The organism is Polaromonas sp. (assembly GCF_012927415.1).
In the GTDB taxonomy this organism is placed as follows: Bacteria; Pseudomonadota; Gammaproteobacteria; order Burkholderiales; family Burkholderiaceae_C; genus Polaromonas.
This window is the reverse complement of record NZ_JABBPF010000085.1, coordinates 1-20,551: the sequence shown is the minus strand read 5'-3', so window position 1 is coordinate 20,551 and position 20,551 is coordinate 1. Positions and strand designations below refer to the sequence as shown.

The 20,551-nt window shown below is 63.8% G+C and carries 20 protein-coding genes; 9 read left to right on the top strand and 11 right to left on the bottom strand.

Annotated features, from left to right (window positions below; translation table 11 throughout):
- The coding region (locus HHJ19_RS08940; RefSeq protein ID WP_296906085.1) for a DUF1501 domain-containing protein at positions 1-530 on the top strand (530 nt) is incomplete at its 5' end.
- 566 nt (positions 531-1,096) lie between these two features.
- Here the strand turns inward: HHJ19_RS08940 and HHJ19_RS08935 are convergent.
- Positions 1,097-2,005 carry an EamA family transporter gene (locus tag HHJ19_RS08935; RefSeq protein ID WP_296906082.1) on the bottom strand — a complete coding sequence of 303 codons (909 nt, stop codon included), beginning with the start codon at positions 2,003-2,005 and terminating at the stop codon, positions 1,097-1,099.
- A 225-nt stretch (positions 2,006-2,230) separates the two neighbouring features.
- Here HHJ19_RS08935 and HHJ19_RS08930 point away from each other — a divergent pair, with 225 nt between their 5' ends.
- Complete coding sequence (locus HHJ19_RS08930; protein ID WP_296906080.1) at positions 2,231-2,551, top strand: DUF883 family protein; 321 nt, start codon at positions 2,231-2,233, stop codon at positions 2,549-2,551.
- 73 nt (positions 2,552-2,624) lie between these two features.
- Here HHJ19_RS08930 and HHJ19_RS08925 read toward each other — a convergent pair whose 3' ends face one another.
- The 7 genes from HHJ19_RS08925 to HHJ19_RS08895 form a co-directional block, all read right to left on the bottom strand.
- Positions 2,625-3,065, bottom strand: coding sequence for an acyl-CoA thioesterase (locus HHJ19_RS08925; RefSeq protein ID WP_296906077.1), 441 nt, complete (start codon positions 3,063-3,065; stop codon positions 2,625-2,627).
- Between the two features lie 116 nt (positions 3,066-3,181).
- Positions 3,182-4,171 carry a membrane dipeptidase gene (locus tag HHJ19_RS08920; RefSeq protein WP_296906076.1) on the bottom strand — a complete coding sequence of 330 codons (990 nt, stop codon included), beginning with the start codon at positions 4,169-4,171 and terminating at the stop codon, positions 3,182-3,184.
- Between the two features lie 36 nt (positions 4,172-4,207).
- Complete coding sequence (locus HHJ19_RS08915; RefSeq protein WP_296906074.1) at positions 4,208-4,993, bottom strand: ABC transporter ATP-binding protein; 786 nt, start codon at positions 4,991-4,993, stop codon at positions 4,208-4,210.
- On the bottom strand, positions 4,990-5,832 hold the full coding sequence (locus HHJ19_RS08910; protein ID WP_296906071.1) for an ABC transporter ATP-binding protein: 843 nt from the start codon (positions 5,830-5,832) through the stop codon (positions 4,990-4,992). The genes HHJ19_RS08915 and HHJ19_RS08910 overlap by 4 nt, the downstream gene beginning before the upstream one ends.
- The gene (locus HHJ19_RS08905; protein ID WP_296906067.1) at positions 5,829-6,926 is read right to left on the bottom strand and encodes an ABC transporter permease; all 1,098 of its coding nucleotides are present in this window, start codon (positions 6,924-6,926) and stop codon (positions 5,829-5,831) included. Before HHJ19_RS08905 ends, HHJ19_RS08910 begins: the two co-directional genes overlap by 4 nt.
- Positions 6,923-7,963 (bottom strand): ABC transporter permease, encoded by a 1,041-nt coding sequence (locus tag HHJ19_RS08900; RefSeq protein ID WP_296906094.1) that lies wholly within the window; start codon positions 7,961-7,963, stop codon positions 6,923-6,925. Before HHJ19_RS08900 ends, HHJ19_RS08905 begins: the two co-directional genes overlap by 4 nt.
- Before the next feature lie 78 nt (positions 7,964-8,041).
- Complete coding sequence (locus HHJ19_RS08895) at positions 8,042-9,655, bottom strand: ABC transporter substrate-binding protein (protein ID WP_296906064.1); 1,614 nt, start codon at positions 9,653-9,655, stop codon at positions 8,042-8,044.
- 300 nt (positions 9,656-9,955) lie between these two features.
- Here HHJ19_RS08895 and HHJ19_RS08890 point away from each other — a divergent pair, with 300 nt between their 5' ends.
- The gene (locus HHJ19_RS08890) at positions 9,956-11,737 is read left to right on the top strand and encodes a SulP family inorganic anion transporter (RefSeq protein WP_296906061.1); all 1,782 of its coding nucleotides are present in this window, start codon (positions 9,956-9,958) and stop codon (positions 11,735-11,737) included.
- Between the two features lie 187 nt (positions 11,738-11,924).
- On the opposite strand, the gene uvrA is transcribed toward HHJ19_RS08890, so the two are convergent.
- The 3 genes from uvrA to HHJ19_RS08875 form a co-directional block, all read right to left on the bottom strand.
- Positions 11,925-15,035 (bottom strand): excinuclease ABC subunit UvrA, encoded by a 3,111-nt coding sequence (gene uvrA, locus HHJ19_RS08885; protein WP_296906091.1) that lies wholly within the window; start codon positions 15,033-15,035, stop codon positions 11,925-11,927.
- Positions 15,036-15,200: 165 nt separating this feature from the next.
- Entirely contained in the window at positions 15,201-16,220 is a 1,020-nt protein-coding gene (locus tag HHJ19_RS08880) for an AraC family transcriptional regulator (RefSeq protein WP_296906059.1), read from the bottom strand.
- A complete protein-coding gene (locus HHJ19_RS08875; protein ID WP_296906057.1) occupies positions 16,220-16,753 on the bottom strand; it encodes an OsmC family protein in 534 nt (177 codons plus the stop codon). Before HHJ19_RS08875 ends, HHJ19_RS08880 begins: the two co-directional genes overlap by 1 nt.
- A gap of 224 nt (positions 16,754-16,977) precedes the next feature.
- On the opposite strand from HHJ19_RS08875, the gene HHJ19_RS08870 reads away from it, so the two are divergent.
- The 6 genes from HHJ19_RS08870 to HHJ19_RS08845 all read left to right on the top strand — a co-directional run.
- Positions 16,978-17,124 (top strand): hypothetical protein, encoded by a 147-nt coding sequence (locus HHJ19_RS08870; protein ID WP_296906054.1) that lies wholly within the window; start codon positions 16,978-16,980, stop codon positions 17,122-17,124.
- A gap of 44 nt (positions 17,125-17,168) precedes the next feature.
- Entirely contained in the window at positions 17,169-17,981 is an 813-nt protein-coding gene (locus tag HHJ19_RS08865; RefSeq protein ID WP_296906050.1) for a class I SAM-dependent methyltransferase, read from the top strand.
- A gap of 2 nt (positions 17,982-17,983) precedes the next feature.
- Positions 17,984-18,799: a methyltransferase domain-containing protein gene (locus HHJ19_RS08860; protein ID WP_296906047.1), complete on the top strand. Its 816-nt coding sequence runs from the start codon at positions 17,984-17,986 to the stop codon at positions 18,797-18,799.
- An 89-nt stretch (positions 18,800-18,888) separates the two neighbouring features.
- Entirely contained in the window at positions 18,889-19,179 is a 291-nt protein-coding gene (locus HHJ19_RS08855; protein WP_296906045.1) for a hypothetical protein, read from the top strand.
- 124 nt (positions 19,180-19,303) lie between these two features.
- A complete protein-coding gene (locus HHJ19_RS08850) occupies positions 19,304-19,486 on the top strand; it encodes a hypothetical protein (protein WP_296906042.1) in 183 nt (60 codons plus the stop codon).
- 215 nt (positions 19,487-19,701) lie between these two features.
- Positions 19,702-20,551: MFS transporter (locus HHJ19_RS08845; RefSeq protein WP_296906088.1), on the top strand; the 850-nt coding region annotated here is incomplete at its 3' end.

Below are 20,551 nucleotides of genomic sequence, written 5' to 3'. Positions count from 1 at the left end.
GCCTGATTGGTGCGCGCAACGCGCTGGGCACCAGACGCCAGGTCTTCATGGTCTCCATCGGCGGCTTTGACCTGCACGACAACCTCATCTCCCAGCACCCGGCGCTGCTGGGCAAGGTGAGTGAGGCGCTGGCCGCGTTTTACGCCGCCACGGCTGAGCTGGGTGTTGCCAACAAGGTGACGGCCTTTACCGCGTCAGACTTCGGCCGCACGCTGGCCTCCAACGGCGATGGCTCGGACCATGGCTGGGGCAGCCACCACATGATGGTCGGTGGTGCCGTCAGGGGTAAGGCTTTTTATGGCACGCCGCCGCCCGTCAGCGTCGGCAACACAGGCGCGGCGCAGGACCAGTGGCATGTCGGACAGGGCCGGCTGCTGCCCAGCACATCGGTAGACCAGTACGCCGCCACGCTGGCGAAGTGGTTTGGCGTGGCCGATAACGAACTTGACGGTATTTTGCCCAACCTGAGGCGCTTTGGCGCGCCAGCTGGCCGGCCTGACTACCCGAGAGACCTGGGTTTCATGCTCTGAACGTCAGACGGGGCAAGCGCTTGCCTCTTCGCTATTTGTTACTCGCTATTTGCTGTTTGCTATTAAATAAATAGCAAACTATGACCGAAAATGGTGGACTAAACCCTGCTTTCTTCAAAGCCCGGGCGGTGGCACTACCCTGGTGGGCATTTCGCCACGCCACCCCGCTGCCAGGGCATCCGCCGGTGTTGAGGGCTCGCTGCAAATGGGATGACTGATCTGCAGCCTGCCGAAAAGGCAGCGGCAAGCTGGAGTCGCGCAAGGGTCCCAGGGAAACTGACAAGACCGCCTTTGTCCTTTGAATTTGGCGGCCGTGGCAGTTTCAGCGGGATTCAGGCGGGCATGCTGCAGGTGCTGAACATGATGACCGTGCATCAGCTGGGGCACGGTCCGGAAAGACTGATGGATCATTTCAAAATGCTGACCGTTCCCCCGCTGTGCCCGCTGGGTGCATCACGCTGGAATTTTTCGCAGGCTGCCTGGCTGATGAGCCGGCGGCGAAAAATATTTGGTACTGGGCAGAGGGGGCCTTCGAGTCGAAACCGCCAGGCGGTTTTCAAGCAGCTTCAGCGCCGGTTCATCAGCCCGCCCAGCATGACGCACGCCAGCGCGGCCACCACCAGCGCGATGCCACCCCACTGCCAGGGCGTGATCACCTCGCCCAGCACCAGCATGCCCGCGCCCAGACCCACAATCGGCACACCCAGACTGAAGGGGGCCACGCGGTTGGCGGGGTGGCGCTTGAGCAGTCCGGTCCACAGGCCGTAGCCCACGATGGTCGCCACCCAGCCAAGATAGGCTGCCGACAGCCAGCTGGTCCAGCCCGCCTGTTGCCACTGCCACCGTGCGGCTTCGGGATCGAACACCAATGACAGCGTCACGAAAGGCGGTATGGCGACCAGGCCGCTCCAGACCACAAAGGCGATGGCCGAATAGTTACCGGCCACTTTCTGCACACGCCGCGCCACGATGTTGGACGCCGACCACATGGCGGCCGAGCACAGGGTAAGCACAAAACCCGCGAGGGTGGTACTGCCGCTGCCGGCACCGGGGTTGAGGTAGTTGATCGCGAAACATGACAAACCCAGTGCAGCCAGTACCATGCCGGCCTGCAACTGGCGGCTGGCGCGCTCGTGCAGCAGCACAAAGCCGAACAAAGCAGTAAAGAAGACCTGTGTCTGCAGCAACACCGAAGCCAGTGCCGCCGTCATGCCCACTTTCAGGGCAACGAACATGAGGCCAAACTGCCCGACACCCTGGAAAAATCCATAAAGCACGACCCACTTCCACGGTACGCCCGGCGGCCGGATAAAAAGCGCGAGCGGCAGCACGACAAAGATATAACGTGCAGCGCCAAGCTGGAAGGGCGTGAAGTCGCGCAGGGCAAATTTCATCGCGACGAAATTGACGCCCCACACCACCACCACGGCCAGGGCGGCGGCCAGGTCCCGACCACTCAGGCGGGTATCGCTCACAATGCCCCGCCGCAGCAGGGAGGCAATGCGTTCTGGCAGGGGCGCACGCTCGGGTGGGTCAAAGGCATGGTGAAGAGCTTGGTAAAGCGGGCGACGCTGGAAGTGCGACGATCGCCTTGCGGATTATTCACCAAGCGCCGCCAGCCTACGCGGGTCTGGCACGGTGGAGGCAGTGAATCTGCTAACCTTGTTTTCGGGTTAATCCATTTTTTTGAAAGTTTCATCATGTCCAAGGCCGGCCAAGCTATTGTCAAGACGCAGGAACGTCTGGTTTCTGCGATCCGTTCGGAGATATCGGATGCCGAAGAACTGCTCTCGGCGACGGCAGACCAGGTGGGTGAAAAGATGGCCGGGCTGCGTGAGCGCATCCAGCGCCGCCTGCGTGAAGCGAAATCACGCCTGGCCGATGCCGAAGTCCTGCTTGTCGACAAGACCAGGGCTGCGGCCCGCGCCACGGACGACTACGTGCATGAGTCGCCCTGGACGGCCATCGGTGTTGCCGCAGGTATCGGCGTGCTGGTGGGGCTGATACTGGGCCGGCGCTAAAAACGGCCGACCTGCGGCGCCGCCTTCTTTTCTTTCATAGGTTTTTAATGCCCGGGCAGACTGCCTGAACGCCTTACGGCAGCAGTCGGGCAGCTTCGACGTGGGCCTTGACGCGTTGCGACAAGGCCATGTCGCCGGGCGTTTCGGGTAGCCAGGATGGTGCCGGGAGCGCTTTGCCGTCCTGGTCAAGGGCGACGAAGACCACCAGGCATTCGGTAACGACTTCCATCTCTCCCGTCATGAGGTCGCCGCTACGCACTTCCACGGCAATGTTCATGCTGGTATGGCCGGTGTAGGCAAGTCGCGCCTCCACCTCCACCAAGGCGCCGATCAGGATGGGGCGCTGAAAACGCAGGTTACCGACCGACACCGTGACACAGTAGCGTTTGGCCCAGCGGGTGGCGCAGGCATAGCCCGCTTCGTCGATCCACTTCATGACCGTGCCGCCATGCACCTTGCCGCCAAAGTTGACAGTGCCAGGTTCAGACAGAAAGCGCAGGGTAATAGATGACATGAAGGGCTCCGGGAGTCGGTTGAGTGATTTCATCAAGACTGGCGTCGGTTCACTTTGACACAAGCTTCGGCTAGCCGCAAGCGGCAAGCTGTCAGGCCTGAGTACGCGCCGGCGCGTCAGTAACGGGGTTCGGTATCGACCGGACGCCAGACTTGCCTCGCCACGCGGACCATGTTGGCGCCCATGACGCAAGCCGCTTCGCCAGCCGACATGCCTACGCCATGAAGCGCTTGGGCCAGCAGCTGCCAGCTTGCTACCGGCGTATAAGTCATGGGCTCAATCGCATGGTTGTAGCCGGCCGAGCCGGGCCACCAGTATTTCGGGTCGTAGTCGCCCGGCGGGTTGTCATTGAGCTCATCCTGGCGAAAGCTGATGTCCAGCCCGATGCCTGCGTGCTGTACGCCCACCAAGCCGGCGATGTAGGCTGCATGGCGCGCCACATCGTCAGCCGTGGGCGTGCGTGTGCCGAGAAAGGCCGACACGCCCGAGACGCAGACCACGCCGCCGGTGGCCGCGCAGGCCCGTATCTGTTCGTCGCTGATGTTGCGCCCGTGCCCGACGAGGGCCAGTGGGTTGGCGTGGCTGAAGATGACGGGCTGGCTTGATGCCGCCATGATGTCCAGGCTGCAGCGCCTGCCGGTATGCGAGCAATCCATCAGCAAGCCGGCCTGGTTCACCGCCTCCACCATGCGCCGGCCGAGCGGCGTGAGGCCGCGCTCCACATCGTGGCAACCGTCCGCCACGCTGTTGTTGCGGTTATAGGCAAAGTGAATCTGGCGCACGCCCAGGTCACGGTACAGCGCCAGCATGTCTGGTTGCTCCAGCAGTGGCATTGCGCCCTCCAGGTCAAAGCCGATAGCCAGCACGCCGGTGGCGGCGGCTTTTTCAATATCTGTCACGCTGCTGGCCAACCGGAATCGACCCGGCTGCGCGGCGATGTTGGCGCGGAAGGCCGCCAGCACCGACAGGATCTGCGATACCGGATTCATGTCCATGCCGACATTGATCGACACGTAGTTGACGCCGGCTTCGCGCAGGCGGTCCAGCGGTGAAAAATCGGCTTGGGGGTGCAGCGGCAGGCAGGCGTGGGCTTCCCAGTTGATCATGGTGTCAGGATCCGTTTTTTAGGTTGCTCCGGGGCCTCACGCGACCTCCGGCCGGCGCCGGAATCCCGCTGATGCCTGCATCAGGCTGAGTGTGTAGGGGTCTGCGACGCGTCGCGCAGCCAGGTCTGCAGCCGCCAGCAACTCCACGGTCTGGCCGCGCTGCATCACCATCAGACGCTCACACAGGTGCGTGACCACGGCCAGGTCGTGACTGACCATGATGAAGGTGAGGTTGCGGCGGCGGCGCAGTTCTTCGAGCAGGTTCAGCACCTCCGCCTGCACCGACGCATCGAGCGCCGAAGTGGGTTCGTCGAGCAGCAAAATCTGCGGCTCCAGGATCAGTGCCCGCGCAATGGCGATGCGCTGGCGCTGCCCGCCCGACAGCTGGTGCGGGTAGCGAAAGCGAAAGCCGCTGCCCAGCCCGACTTCATCCAGCGCGCGCTCAATGCGCGTTTCAGCGTCATCGATGGCGTGAATGGCGAGTGGCTCGGCCAGCAGGCGGTCCACGGTTTGCCGCGGATGCAGGGAACCGTAAGGGTCCTGAAAAACCATTTGTACCCGGCGGCGAAAGGTCTTGCTGCCGGTCGCAGCCAGCGTTGCCGGCGTCTCGTCCGGGCCTGTCAGCTGCACCGTACCCGACTCTTTCAGCGCCAGGCCACAGATGGCGCGCAGCACCGTTGATTTGCCCGAGCCAGATTCGCCCACGATGCCGAAGCTTTCGCCCGGACGGACACTAAAAGAAGTGTCTGCCACGGCGACAAAGCCGTCAAAACTGACGCGCAGCCGCTGGACGTCCAGCCCCAGTGCATGGCTGCTCGTCATGTTGCCCACTCCAGCTGCCGGTCCAGCGTCGGCAGCGGATGCGTCGAGGTGCCCAGTTGCGGCAAACAAGCCATCAGGCCGCGCGTGTAGGGGTGTTGGGCGTGGGTCAGTCCACCCGCTGCCAGTTCCTCGACCACCCGGCCGGCATACATCACCAGGATGCGGTCGCAAAACGAGGACACCAGCCGCAGGTCATGCGATACCAGGATCAATCCCATGCCGCGTTCCACCACCAGCGCATCAAGGATGGACAGCACCTGCAGCTGCACCGTCACATCGAGCGCCGAGGTCGGCTCGTCGGCAATCAGAATATCGGGGTCGGCAATCAACATCATCGCAATCATGGCGCGCTGGCCCATGCCGCCCGACACTTCGTGCGGATACAGCTTGTAGACCCGCTCGGGGTTGTCGATGCGGACCGACTCAAGTGCGGCCAGCGCACGCGCCCTGGCCTCGCGCGCCGACACCGGCGTGTGCGCGCGCAGCGTTTCCACAATCTGCGCGCCAATCGTCATGACCGGGTTGAGCGAAAATTTCGGGTCTTGCAACACCATGGCAATGCGCCCGCCGCGCAGCGCGCGCCGCTGATGCGCTGGGCAATGAAGCAGATCGACTCCGTTGAATTCGAGCCGTTTGGCGCTGATGCGTCCTTCAGGGGCGGTCAGCCCCAGAATAGCGCGACCGGTTTGCGATTTGCCCGAGCCTGACTCGCCGACAATGCCGAGCCGCTCGCGGCCCAGCGTGAAGGACACGCCCCGCACCGCGTCAGTCATGCTGCCATCGCGCCCCGGGAAGGCCACCCGCAAGTCCTCAACGACCAGAAGAGGATTCGTATTCATCTGGCGGCTTTCGGATCCAGCGCATCACGCAAGCCATCGCCCAGCAGGTTGAAGGCCAGGCTGACGATGAAGATTGCCGCGCCCGGTGCCGCCGCCACCCACCACTGGTCGAGCACATAGAGCCGGCCGTTGGCAATCATCGCGCCCCACTCGGGCATGGGCGGTTGCGCGCCCAGGCCCAGAAAGCCCAGGCCGGCCGCCGTCAGGATGATGCCCGCCATGTCGAGTGTCACCCGCACGATGACTGACGAAACGCACAGCGGCATGATGTGGCGCAGCACGACGCGCCACGGCGACGCTCCCAGCAGCTGTACGGCCGCGATGTAGTCGGTCTGCCGTATCGTCAGCGTCTCGGCGCGCGCCAGCCGGGCATAGGGCGGCCAAGAGGTGATGGCAATCGCAATCACCGCGTTTTCGATGCCGGGGCCGAGCGCGGCGACAAAGGCCAGCGCCAGGATCAGCCGTGGAAAGGCCAGAAAAATATCGGTGATGCGCATCAGGGTGGCGTCGACCAGACCGCCGGCATAGCCGGCCACAGTGCCAACCACCAGGCCGATCGGTGCGGCCAGTACCGCCACCAGCACCACCACAAAGAGCGTGATGCGGGAGCCCTGGATCAGTCGCGAAAGGATATCGCGGCCCTGGTCATCCGTGCCCATCCAGTGGGCCCATGACGGTTGCAGCAGCCGCGTGGTGCGCAGGTCGCCGATGTAGGCCGAATAGGGCGACAGCAGGTCGGCAAACAGCGCAACCAAAACCAGCGCCACCACAATGACCAGGCCGACCATGGCAAGGCGGTTGCGTGAAAAGGTGCGGCATGCGCCGTAAGCCCGCCCCAGCGCTGCCTGGCGGCGCGACAGCGGCCGGTCAGATATCAGCCAGGCAACAAGGCCCCCACGTTCGCCCACTGCGTGTGGCTCTTTGCCCCCCGAGGGGGCTGGCCTTGCTTGGGGCGGCCCGGCGCGGCGGCCGTGGCCCTCACGTTCGTCCACTGCGTTTGGCTCTTTGCCATCCGGCGAGGCTGCGCTTGCCAGGGACGGCTCGTCGCTGCGCGCGGGCAGGCTTTCGGGTTTTGAAAGCATCGTATCGGTCATCGCGTGCGTGTCCTTGGGTCCAGCACTTTGTAGAGCAAGTCAGACAGCAGGTTCAGGCCGATAAAAATGGAACCCACCACGATGGTGCCGCCCAACACCGCGTTCATGTCGGCGTTTTGTAGTGAATTGGTGATGTACAGCCCCAGTCCGGGCCAGGCAAAAACGGTTTCGGTCAGAACCGAACCTTCGAGCAGGCCGGCATACGACAGCGCGATGACGGTCACCAGCGGCACCATGGCATTGCGCAGCGCATGGCGCCAGATGATGCGGGCCTCCGACAGGCCCTTGGCCCGCGCGGCGACCACGTATTCCTGCGCCAGTTCATTGAGCATGAAAGAGCGTGTCATGCGGCTGATGTAGGCCAGTGAAAAATAGCCCAGCAGCGATGCCGGCAGAATCAGGTGCGACAGGGCATTGCCAAAGGCCTCCCATTCGCTGGCCATGGCAGTGTCCACGAGCAGCAGGCCGGTCACCTGCACCAGCGTGAATTCGTAACTCACATCAATGCGCCCGGGCCCGGCGACCCATCCCAGGCGGACATAAAACACCAGCAGCGCCATCAGTCCCAGCCAGAAAATCGGCACCGAATAACCGACCAGGCCGATGACGCGTACGACTTGGTCAACCAACTTGCCGCGCCGCACCGCCGCCCACACGCCCAGCGGCACGCCCAGGCCGGCACCCAGCAGGATGCCCAGGCTGGCCAGCTCCAGCGTCGCCGGGAAGGCGCGGCGTATGTCCTGCATCACCGGGTTGGCCGTCAGCACCGAGGTGCCAAAGTCACCCTTGAGCACCTTGCCGAGGTACATGTAAAACTGCTGGTAGAGCGGTTTGTTCAGTCCCATTTCTTCGCGCGCGCGGGCCACCACATGCGCGGGCGCACTGTCGCCGACCATGGCCAGCACCGGGTCCACCGGAATCACCCGGCCAATGAAAAATGTGACGGCGAGCAGGCCCAGGTAGGTCAGCAGGATCACCAGCGCGAAACGTGCGGTTGCATTCAGCTGCCGCGTCAGGCGCGCGCCAGTGGTCCGCATAGTGACGGCCCCCGCCCGCGCGCTGCCTGCGGCGAGTGGATCAGAAACTTCCAAAGCCGGTATTTCCCCGGTTCCGCATTAGCGCTTGGACACCCGGAACATGTAGTTGGTATCAAACGTCGGGCCCAGCTTCAGGCCGTCGACGTTATTGCGGTAAGCCGCCACTTCGGTCTGCTGGTAAAGCATGACAAAGGGGCTGGTTTTGCGGAACTCGGCCTGCAACTCTTCATACATCGCCTTGCGTTTACCGGCGTCGCGCTCCAGCACGGCGGCGTCCGATTTTTTGGTCAGATCGGGAATCGCCCAGGCATTGCGCCAGGCCAGCGGCTTCGCCTTGGCATCGTCGCCGTTGTCGGGATTGCGTGTGAAGGTGTCGGCATTGGAGTGCGGATCCCAGTAGTCGGCGCCCCACTGGCCGATGTACATGTCGTGGGTTCGGGCGCGGTATTTGGTCAGCGTCTGCTTGCCGTCGCCGGGAACGATTTCAACTTCGATGCCGGCGCGCTTGGCGGTCTGCTGGAAGGCTTCGACAATGCCCTGCACCGGCTGGATGGTTCGCATGTCAATCGTCACCTTGAAGCCATTGGGCACACCGGCCTTGGCCAGCAGCGCTTTCGCCTTGTCGACGTCGAGCTTGTAGGGATTCTCCGTGCTGGCACCGAGCAGGCCGATGGGCAGGAAATTCTGGTGAACCACGCCAATGTTCTTGATCAGCGTGTCGCCGATGGCCGAATAGTCGATCAGCCATTTAATGGCCTCGCGCACCTCGGGTTTAGCCAGTGTGGCATTTTTCTGGTTCAGGCTGATGTAGTAAACCGTGCCCTTGGGTGTCGATGTGATCTTGACGTCCTTGTTGCCCGTCAGCGCGGCAATGTCTTGCGGGCTCAGGTTGCGGGCGATATCGATATCACCTTTTTCCAGCAGCAGGCGCTGGGTGGCGGCTTCCTTCACATGGCGGTAAATCACCCGGGCCAGTTTGGGTTTGTCGCCGTAGTAGCTGTCGTTGCGCTCCAGCGCCACGATTTCGTTGGCACGCCATTCGCGCAGCTTCATGGGGCCAGAGCCGGCATAGTGGGTCTTCAGCCAGCCATAACCCCAGTCGCCGTTCAACTCCTTGGACATCAGCAGCTTCTTGTCAACAATGGCCGCGATGTTGGCGGTCAGGCAGTTGAGCACAAAGGTGGGCGCGAAAGCCTTGTCGGTTTCAATCGTGAGGCTCAAGGGCCCGGTCGCCTTGATCTTGTCCTTCACGTTGTCTTTGGTAAAACCGAACTGCGTGAGGATGAAGGCCGGTGATTTGTCCAGACTCACCGCCCGCTGCAGCGAGTAAGCCACTTCTTCGGCCGTGAGCGGGTTACCGGAGGCAAACTTCAGACCGGGTTTGAGCTCAAAAATGTAGGTCCTGCCGTCTGGCGACACGGTCCAGGACTTGGCGACATCGCCAATCAGCTTGGATGGGTCGCTGACGTCGAGCCGCACCAGCCGGTCATAGGTGTTGCCCATGATTTCGCCAGCCGACAGCTCGAAAGCCTCGGCTGGGTCCATCGTGATGATGTCGTCAAAACCGAAGGCAATGACCAGCGTGTCTTTAGGTGTTGCTGCTAGTGCGGATGCGCCGTGGCACAGCAGCAGAACGGCGGCTCCAGTGGCACACAGCAGGCGACGCGAGAGGGGCAAAGACTGGTATTTCAAAATGAATTCCTTATCTTGGTGAAGTGGTTCCTGGATGCAGCTGGGCAGATCCTGTCCGCATGGGCTGAGCGCCTGCAGGAATCATGCCCGCATCCGGTGCTCTGTGCACGGATTTTTGCGGGCATGGCAAAAATTGCCTTTGACGCGGACCGGTTAGCGGGCAATGCGCGGTGACTTTGAGATGTGGCGTTGGTGGAATCCTCCGGACTAAAACGAGGATCAGAAAAATTCTTGGCACAAGGGGAAAAAGTGGACCGGCGCCTACACTTGCGCTCTCACCTTCAAAGTCCGGCAGATTTCATGAGCGACTCGACGCCTTCCCTGGCACCGCTTGAACCCGCCCGCCTGATACGCGCCGGGAGGGCGACCGGCTGGCTGCGCTGGCTGCCGGGCTTGCTGGCCTTGCGCCAATACGAGGTTGCATGGCTGCGCCATGATCTCGTGGCCGGTCTGGTGTTGACCACCGTGCTGGTGCCGGTCGGCATTGCGTACGCGGTTGCGTCTGGTTTGCCGGCCATTTCCGGTTTGTATGCGACCATCTTCGGGCTGCTGGCCTACGCGCTGTTCGGGCCAAGCCGGGTACTCGTGCTCGGCCCGGATTCCTCGCTCGTCGCCCTTATCCTGGGCGTCGTGCTGCCGCTGTCTGCGGGTGATCCGCAGCGCGCGCTGGCGTTGGCGGGGATGATGGCGGTAGTCTCGGGAATCTTGTGCATCGTGGCTGGATCGGCACGTCTGGGCTTTGTCACCGAACTGCTTTCCAAGCCCATTCGCTACGGTTATATGAATGGCATCGCGCTGACCGTGATAGTCAGCCAATTGCCTGCGCTTTTCGGTTTTTCGATCAAGGGCGACGGTGTGCTGGACAAATCCCTGGCGCTTATTCATGCAGTGAGCGCCGGTAATACCAACTGGACAGCGTTGCTGCTCGGCGCAGGCACGCTCACCGTGATTCTGTTGCTCAGGCGCAGCAAACGCCTGCCGGGTGTGCTCATTGCCGTGGTGGGCGCGACCGTCACAACCGCCGTCCTGGACCTTGCCACGCGTGCCGGCTTATCGGTCCTCGGCTCACTCCCCCAGGGTTTGCCGGCCCTGGCTTTTCCTTTGATTACTTCGGCCGACATCGTCCCGGTGCTGCTGGGCGGAGTGGCTGTTGCGCTGGTGTCCTTCGCTGACACCAGCGTGCTCTCGCGCGTTTATGCCGCGCGCGCAGGCTCCGTCGTCGATCCGAATCAGGAGATGGTGGGTCTGGGGGTGGCGAACCTGGTCGTCGGCGTTTTTCAGGGCTTTCCGATCAGCGCGAGCGCTTCACGCACACCGGTCGCCGAGGCCGCCGGGGCCAAGACCCAGCTGGCGGGAGTCGTCGGGGCACTTGCTGTGGCCGGTCTGTTGATGGTGGCACCAAGCCTGCTCAAGAACCTGCCCATCGCCACACTGGCCGCAGTGGTGATTGCCTCGGCTATCGCCCTGATCGAGATCAAGGATCTGCGCCGCATTTACCGCATCCAGCGCTGGGAGTTCTGGCTGTCCATCGGCTGCATGGCCGGCGTTGCGGTTCTCGGCGCTATCGAGGGCATCGGCCTGGCGATCGTGATTGCCATCATCGAGTTCCTTTGGGATGCCTGGCGCCCATACTGCGCCGTACTGGGCCGGGTCGACAGCGTCAAGGGTTACCACGACATCACGCGATATCCAGATGCCCGCGTCATCCCGGGACTGGTGTTGTTTCGCTGGGATGCGCCCCTGTTTTTCGCCAACGCCGAGCTGTTTCGGGATCACGTTCTCGACGCCGTGGCGGCATCGCCAACGCCCGTGCGCTGGCTCGTCGTCAGCGCAGAGCCGGTCACCAGCGTTGACATCACTGCCGCTGACATGCTGCAAGAACTTGATGACACCTTGCATGCCGCCAACATTGACCTGTGCTTTGCTGAAATGAAGGATCCGGTCAAAGACAAGCTCAAGCGTTTCGGCCTTCTCTCCAGGCTCGGCGAAAACCGGTTCTTTGCAACGGTCGGTCAGGCCGTGGGTGGCTATCTCAAGGCCAGTCATGTGCCGTGGGTGGACTGGGAGGATCGCAGTCGATGATTCGGTCGGCCGATCCACCCGACCTTCGCGCCATCATCCAGCAAGACGGGTCATTCCTGGGCAACGCTACATCCAAAAAGGCACGTCGAGCTTGAGTCCGCCAGCTATAAAAAAACCCCTCCGGAGCGGGGTACGCGTCGCGCCGGCAAGCGTCCGCCGAAAAATGCGCACCGGCGGACGCAAGCGGTTACAGCAGCCGCGCGAGGTAATGACCCGTATGGCTGTCCGGGTTGGCGGCAATGTCTTCGGGCGTGCCCACGCCTACCACCCGGCCGCCGCCGGCCCCGCCTTCCGGACCCATGTCAATCACCCAGTCGGCGGTCTTGATGACGTCCAGGTTGTGCTCGATCACCACGATCGTGTTGCCTGCGTCGCGCAGCTGGTGCAGCACCTTGAGCAGCAGGTCGATGTCGGCAAAGTGCAGGCCGGTGGTCGGCTCGTCCAGGATGTAAAGCGTGCGGCCGGTGTCGCGTTTGCTCAATTCCAGCGCCAGCTTCACGCGCTGCGCCTCTCCGCCCGACAGTGTGGTGGCCGCCTGGCCCAGCTTGATGTAACTCAGGCCAACGTCCAGCAGTGTGTGCAGCTTGCGCGCAAGCGTCGGCACGGCTTTGAAGAACTCGGCCGCGACTTCGACTGTGAGGTCGAGGATTTGCGCGATGTTTTTTCCTTTGTACAGCACCTCCAGCGTTTCACGGTTGTAGCGCTGGCCCTTGCAGACGTCGCAGGGCACATACACGTCGGGCAAAAAGTGCATTTCCACCTTGACCATGCCGTCGCCCTGGCAGGCCTCGCAGCGCCCGCCGGCGACGTTGAAAGAAAAGCGCCCGGCGCCGTAGCCGCGCTCGCGCGCCGTGTTCATCTCGGCCATCAGCTCGCGGATCGGCGTGAACAGCCCGGTATAGGTCGCCGGGTTGCTGCGCGGCGTGCGGCCGATGGGCGACTGGTCGACGTTGATGACCTTGTCGAAATGCTCGATGCCCTCGATGCTTTCATGCGGCGCCGGCTCTTCGTGCGCGCGGTACAGCGTGCGGGCCACGGCGGCGTACAGCGTGTCGTTGACCAGCGTGGACTTGCCCGAGCCCGACACGCCGGTCACGCAGGTCAGCAGGCCGACCGGAAATTCGACGCTCACGCCCTGCAGGTTGTGGCCGGTGGCGTTGATCACGCGCAACGCCTGCATGTCGCCCAGCGTGGCCTGGTGAGCCGCTTCACGCGCCGCGCGGCGTTCGGCTGCCGGGCTGGGTGCAAAGCGCGATTTGCTTCGGTCGAAAGCGCGGGCGTTTTTTACGGTGGGCAGCCAGGCCGTGCGGTGCTTCGGCACCGCAATTTTCAAGGTCCCCGCCAAGTACTTGCCGGTCAGCGAATCCGGATTCGCCTGCACCTGCTCGAACGTGCCCTGCGCCATCACGCGGCCGCCGTGAATGCCCGCGCCCGGCCCCATGTCGATGACGTGGTCGGCGGCGCGGATCATGTCCTCGTCATGCTCGACCACCAGCACGCTGTTGCCAATGTCGCGCAGGTGCTTGAGCGTGCCGATCAGACGGTCGTTGTCGCGCTGGTGCAGGCCGATGCTGGGCTCATCCAACACATACATCACGCCGGTCAGGCCCGAGCCGATCTGACTGGCCAGCCGGATGCGCTGCGACTCGCCGCCCGAAAGCGTTTCGGCGCTTCGGTCCAGGCTCAAATAATTCAGGCCCACATCATTGAGGAATTTTAGCCGCAGGCCGATCTCGCGCACCACCTTGGCGGCGATTTCGGCCTTGGCGCCCTGCATGCTCAGGGTGCTGAAGTAGTTGAAACTCTCGCGTAGCGTGAGGTGGCTGATTTCGTGGATGGTCTTGCGGGGGCTGGCCGCGTCTTCGCCCTGCGGTGTACCTACCAAAAACACATGGCGCGCCTCCAGCCGCAGGCGCGTGCCGCCGCAGTCGGGGCAGGGCTGCACGCTGCGGTAGCGGGCCAGTTCTTCGCGCACCACGGCGGAGTCGGTCTCGCGGTAGCGTCGCTCGAAGTTGGTGATGATGCCTTCGAATGGGTGCTTCTTGTTGACCTTCTTGCCGGCGCTTTGCCCCGAATCCATCAGGTAGCTAAACTTGACCTCTTCCTCGCCCGAGCCGTGCAGCACCACTTGGCGCACGCTCTCGGGCAGCTCTTCAAAGGCTGTGTCGATGTCAAACTTGTAGTGGCTGGCCAGGCTCTCCAGCATGGAAAAGTAATAGGCATTGCGCCGGTCCCAGCCCTTGACCGCGCCGCTAGCCAGGCTAAGGGAAGGGAAAGCCACCACCCGCGCCGGATCGAAAAATTCCCGGTGGCCCAGGCCGTCGCAGCAGGGGCAGGCGCCGACGGGTGAGTTAAAGGAAAAAAGGCGCGGCTCCATCTCGCTGAGCGAATAGTTGCAGACAGGGCAGGAAAATTTGGCGCTGAACAGGTGCTCTTTTTCCGTGTCCATTTCCAGCGCAATCGCCCTGCCGTCCGCCAGCCGCAGCGCCGCTTCAAAGCTTTCGGCCAGCCGCTGGCGCAGTGCGGGCGGCGGCACCACTGCGGGCTCAGTGCCCGCAGCTGGCAGCGGATCGCTGTCGGAACGCACCTTGACGCGGTCAATCACCACGTCAATATTGTGTTTTTCCGTCTTTTTGAGCTTTGGCAGCGCGTCAAACTCAAAGGTTGCCCCGTCGACCCGAAAACGCACATAACCCTGGGCTTGCATCTCTTCGAAAAGATCGACAAATTCGCCTTTGCGCTCGCGCGCTACCGGCGCCAGGATCATCAGCCGGGTGTCCTCGGGCAACGCCAGCACCGCATCGACCATCTCGGCGACGCTTTGCGCCTGCAGCGGCAAATCGTGCACCGGGCAAAAAGGCGTGCCGGCGCGGGCGAACAGCAGTCGCAGGTAGTCGTGAATCTCGGTCACCGTGCCGACGGTCGAGCGCGGGTTGTGCGAGGTCGCTTTCTGCTCGATGGAAATCGCCGGCGACAGGCCCTCGATCATGTCCACGTCGGGCTTGTCCATCAATTGTAAAAACTGCCGCGCATAGGTCGACAGGCTTTCGACATAGCGGCGCTGGCCCTCGGCATACAGCGTGTCAAAGGCGAGCGACGACTTGCCCGAACCGCTTAGGCCGGTAATGACCACCAGCTGGTTGCGCGGAATGTCGAGGTCGATATTCTTGAGGTTGTGGGTGCGCGCGCCGCGAATGCTGATGCGCTGGGCGGCCAGCGCACTGGCTAGGTACAAGCCAGCGTGTTCGGTGTCTATGGTGGAGTTCAAGGCGGTGCCGCTAAGAGGGAAACTTACCATCATAGCGACGTGCTTTACAGGGCGGAAGGCCAGGGTTGTGCGCCTGCCACTCGGGCGACTTTCAGCGTTTTAATCCATACGCGCCGAATAGTGACTGCAAAGTGCGACACCTGTGCGCGGGCTGCCCGGCCGTAACCGGTGCGCCCATGATTGTCCGAACCCGGCCTAAACCGCTTCTGCCTGGGCGTTTTCCGTGGCGGGCGGTGGCACATTTTCCAATGCCGTGGCCCCCGCCAGCTGGCCGCGCCGCCAAGCGGCCGGGGGCAATCCGAACTCGCGGTGGAATGCCCGGCTGAACGCGGTGTCGGTCTGGTAGCCTACCTCCTGCGCCACTTGCGCCAATGGCGCGTGGCTGTGGCGCAGCAGGTTCGATGCCAGCAGCATGCGCCACTGCGCAAGGTACTGCATGGGCGAGCTGCCCACCAGCTTCTGGAAACGGTCCGCCAGAACCGAGCGCGAGGTTCCGGCGTCGCGTGCCAGCTCTTCGAGCGTCCAGGGATGGGCGGGCTTGCGGTGAAGCAGGTTCAGCGCAGCGCCGACGACTCGGTCGCCCACGCCTGCCAGCCAGCCGGTGCGGCCATCGCCGCGCTCGTTCATGTGAAGCCGCAGCACCTCGATGAACAGCACTTCGGCCAGCTTGGCCAGCACACCGGCGCCGCCGGGCCTGGGCGAGCGGGCCTCGGCCAGTGCATAGCGGACCGAGGCTTCCAGCCAGGCGCCGGCATTGGAGCCGCGCACGTTGACCTTTACTAGGGGCGGCAGTCCGGCCAGCATCAGGCGGGCCAGGCGATGGTCGCAGGCGAGATAGCCGCAGATTAGCCGCGTCACCGCTCCACCGCCACCGTAAGACAGCTGGCGCGGCCGGCGTGCCAGCACCTGGTCCAGACGCCCGCCCGTGGCCGGCATGAGGCCGGGCGCGGATGCCATGCGGTGCGCGTCGCCCCGGGTGAATACGATGACGTCGCCGGCGATCAGGTGCACGGGCGGCGTATCTGCGAGTTCGGCCCAGCATTCGCCTTCGGTGATCATATGGAAGATCACCACCTGTTCGGCGAGCGGCTCCAGCAGCGGCGCGGCCGAGTCTGCCCGCGGTGACTGGTAGCACCAGGGGGCAGTGAACCGCCCGTTGATGAAGATCGCACCGGTCAGGCGCACCACCCGCAAGGTCTCCGACAGCGCGTCCATCAGTCGCCGCCAACCTCGATGCGCAAGAGCAGGTCCGACGCATTTCGAATTGCGGCCGTCAGGGGAGAGCAGCGGTTGCTGTCCTCGACCAGCGTGCGCAGCAAAGCGTCCGGTACCCCTGGCGCCGTGATGGACACGATCATCTGCAGATCGGCCGGTCCGGGATAGACGGGCAAGCCGTGGCCGTCGTCCATCCCGAGAAGCCCACGCGCATCGGACCGGCTGGTGCTGCGCACTTCGAGCGATTCGATCGCGATGCCGCGCCGCGCGGCGTTCATCGCGATCGCCGTTGCCGTACAGGCAGACATCGCCGAACGCAGCAGCCAGCCCGGCGTTGCCTGGTCGCCCGTGCCGCCGAACTCCTTCGGCATGTCGGTCGATACCTGTGTGCCGTTGGCATGCACCGCCACGGTCCGGGTGCCGCCCTGCCAACGTGCGACGCCGGGTGCGTCGTCGTGCACGCCGGACTCGGGGCGGCGCTGAAAAACAGATTCAACACGCTGTAGTGCCGCTGCGATGTCTTGCGTAGTCATCCTGGCCTCTCAGGTAAATTGCGATAAGCCGATCTTAGGGAGTCTGGAGCCGCCGCGTGCGTGCCTTGGTCACTGCGCCGCAGCGGTGGACGAAAGGGCAAAAAACACGGACGCGCGGACAGGACAGCGCACAGTATGCGCATCGACACTGGCAGCCAACCGCTTCATCCAACCTAGCTTGGTGCCAGCTTGACCCGACACCCGATAGAAACAGGAGAAATACCATGACCGCATCGACTGTTCGGTTCACGCTGCAAGGCGCGATAAGCCCATTTCGACCGCTGCTTTTGGCCGCGAGTGGCAATGGGATCGCGGTGTGGGAGCAGTCCCACTGCGCGCTTACCTACATCGTCGCCAACCGTTTTCAGTGACTGTCCCATCCCTCGTCCCATCACCCCGCCAACAAGGAGTAATAATGACTACCCCGACCGACCTCAACGCCCTGAAAACCCGCCAGCAGACCGCTTGGGCCAGCGGAGATTACGCCGTCATCGGCACTACCCTGCAGATCGTCGGCGAGCAACTGGCCGAAGCGTGCGAGCTGCATTGGGACGAGCGCGTGATCGACGTGGCGGCTGGCAACGGCAATGCCACGCTCGCGGCGGCGCGCCGCGGCTGCAGGGTGACCTCCACCGACTATGTGCCCGCCCTGCTCGAGCGCGGCGCCGAACGCGCACGCGCGGAACGGCTCGACGTGCAGTTTCAAGCCGCGGACTGCGAGGCACTGCCGTTCGACAACGCCAGCTTCGACGTCGTGCTATCGACCTTCGGCGTTATGTTCTCGCCCGACCAACCCAAGGCCGCTGCGGAGATGGCCAGGGTGTGCCGCCCTGGCGGGCGCATCGGTTTGGCCAACTGGACACCGGAGGGCTTCATCGGCCAGCTGTTCAAGACCCTTGGCCGGCACCTGCCACCGCCGCCGGACGTGCAGCCTCCGTCCCGCTGGGGCGTAGAGGAGCACTTGCACACGCTGTTCGGCGACCAGGCCAAAGCCATCGACGTGACACGCCGCCTGTTTAACTTTCGCTACCGCTCGGCGGCGCATTTCATCGAAGTCTTCCGCACCTGGTACGGGCCGGTGCACAAAGCCTTCGCCGCGCTGCCCGAAGACAAGGCGAAAGCGCTGGAGACCGACATGACAGCTTTGCTCAACGGGCTGAACCGTGCGGGGCCCGGCGCGCTGGTGGTTCCCAGCGAGTATCTCGAAGTGGTCATCACGCGGCGCTGAACGTGGAGGCCAGAGTACAAAGGCGCGTTCAGCGCTACGGATGGGACCTGGCAGCGGCCAGTTATGAAGTCCTCTGGCAGGACCAGCTTGCTTTTGCCCAGGCCCAACTGCTGACATCGGCTTCGCTGGCGCCGGGTGAGCAGGTGCTGGACGTGGCCTGTGGCACCGGCCTCGTGAGCCTGGAGGCCGCTCGTGCGGTGGCTCCGCGCGGGCAGGTTCTGGGCATTGACCTGTCCGGGCAGATGGTCGATACCGCCGGGCGGCGCTCGGCCGCGCAAGGGATCTTGAATGCGGATTTTGCGCGCATGGACGGCGAAGCCCTGGACATTCCTGACGCCCGCTTCGACGCAGCGCTCTGCGCGCTCGGGCTGATGTACATGCCGGAGCCTGCGCAGGCCCTGCGCGAAATGTGGCGCGTGCTCCGGTCGGGCGGGCGGCTGGGCCTGGCCGTGTGGGGAGAGCGCGCGCAGTGCGGCTGGTCTGCCGTTTTTCCCATTATTGACGTCGAGGTGGCCAGCGAGGTTTGCCCTCTGTTTTTCAGACTGGGGCAGGACGGCGTGCTGGCCCGACTGTGCGAAACCACGGGGTTCCATGCCGTTGAGCAGCACCGCATCACCACCACACTGGACTATTCAGATGCGCACCAAGCCTGCGATGCGGCCTTTGTCGGCGGACCGGTCGCGCTGGCTTGGGCGCGACTTGGCGAGGACGTGCGGGAAAGGGTGCGTGCCCGCTACCTTGAAGCGATCACCCCATGGCGGCATGGCCGGGGCTATCGCCTGCCTGGCGAGTTTGTCCTGATCTCGGCCCTCCGCTAGGCTCGCGCGATGGACGCTCCGACACCGCACCAGATGCGCTTTTTTTCGAAAAGCGGGAACCGGTCCCGGCGTCGTCTGCCTTCATTCGAATGGAAGCAACTCGGCGCACGCAATGGCGCAGCCTGATGGACCAGCTGTCGCCGCAGTTCCATGTGCTGGCGCCCGATCTGCTGGGTGCTGGAAAGGGGCCGGCCTGGCCGGCGAACCAGGCGGTGTCACTGGGCGATGAGGTGAGGCTGCTCGAGACGGTGTTTGCCAGGGCGGGTGACCCATTTGTTCTGATCGGCTATTGCTACCGCGCGGCAGCGGCGCCGATGGCTGCCCCGACCTGCCGTCGATGCCATACGCCAGGCTGCCGCGCGTGCGGCCGAGGCCATTGATGCGGGTGACACGGCCATTGCGGCGCGGCAGGGGCTGGTGGCCGCTTCCATGGTCAACGTCTGTGGTTGGGCCAGTGCCCTGTTCGCAGATCTCCCGCCTCTGAATGCATTTTGCGCCCTGGGCATGCCCATTCTTTACATGCTCGGCGGGCTCTCTCCAGCGTCGTCCCTCGGCGTTGCGCGGTTGCTGAGTAAGGTGTTGCCACAAGCCAGAATGCTGGCGTTCCCGTATCTTGGCCCCATGGGCCCGGTGACGCATCCCGAGCGCGTGAATGGCGCGATCAGGCATTTTCTGTCGCAGCGCTGAGCTTACTGCACGGCTGTACGCACACAGCCGGGCGGCCTTGTACCGTGCAGGACCGATCGAAACCCGGCCGCTTTTTCCTGCTGCTGCCACCCATCTGTGGCCGCCTGCCAATTCAAAGATAATAGAAATCCGGCCGTGGGTTCACGGCGCTCCCATCCCTAAACCAGTTCAATCCGCCCGTGCCCTCAGAACCTCCCGTGCCGTCCTCCTACCCCATGACACCCACCGAACGGCGCGCCAGCTTTTCCCTGGCGTCGATCTTCGCGCTTCGGATGCTCGGTCTGTTTCTGGTGCTGCCGGTGTTTGCCCTGGAAGCCGCCCGCTACCCCGGCGGCGACGATCCGGCGCGAGTCGGCCTGGCGATGGGCATTTACGGCCTGACCCAGGCGTTTTTGCAGATTCCCTTTGGACTGGCGTCCGACTGGTGGGGCCGCAAGCCGGTGATTGTTGCGGGTCTGGTCCTGTTCGCGGTGGGCAGCTTTGTCTCGGCCTGGGCGCCTGACCTGCACTGGCTGGTCATTGGCCGGGCAGTGCAGGGCGCGGGTGCAATTTCTGCCGCCGTGACCGCCTTGCTGGCCGACACCACCCGGGACGAAGTGCGCACCAAGGCGATGGCGCTGATCGGCGGCAGCATCGCGCTGATGTTTGCGCTGTCGCTGGTGGTCGCGCCCTGGCTGGCCGGCTTCATCGGCCTGCACGGCCTGTTTGCACTGACCGGCTTGCTGGCGCTGGCCGGCATTGCCGTTGTGTTGTGGTGGGTGCCTGCCGAGCCGCTTGTCCACACCAGCCCGGCGCGCGGCAGCGTGCTCGAAGTCCTGAAAGACCCGGCCTTGCTGCGCCTCAATTTTGGCGTGTTTGTGCTGCATGCGGTACAGCTCGCCATGTGGGTGGCACTGCCGGCGCTGCTGGTGGCGGCCGGGCTGGACAAAACCCGGCACTGGCAGGTGTATCTGCCCGCCGTTCTGGCATCGTTTGTCGTCATGGCTGCGACGCTTTTCCCGCTGGAAAAGCGCGGCTACCTGCGCGCCGTTTTCCTTGCTGCCGTCGGGCTGATTTTTCTGGTGC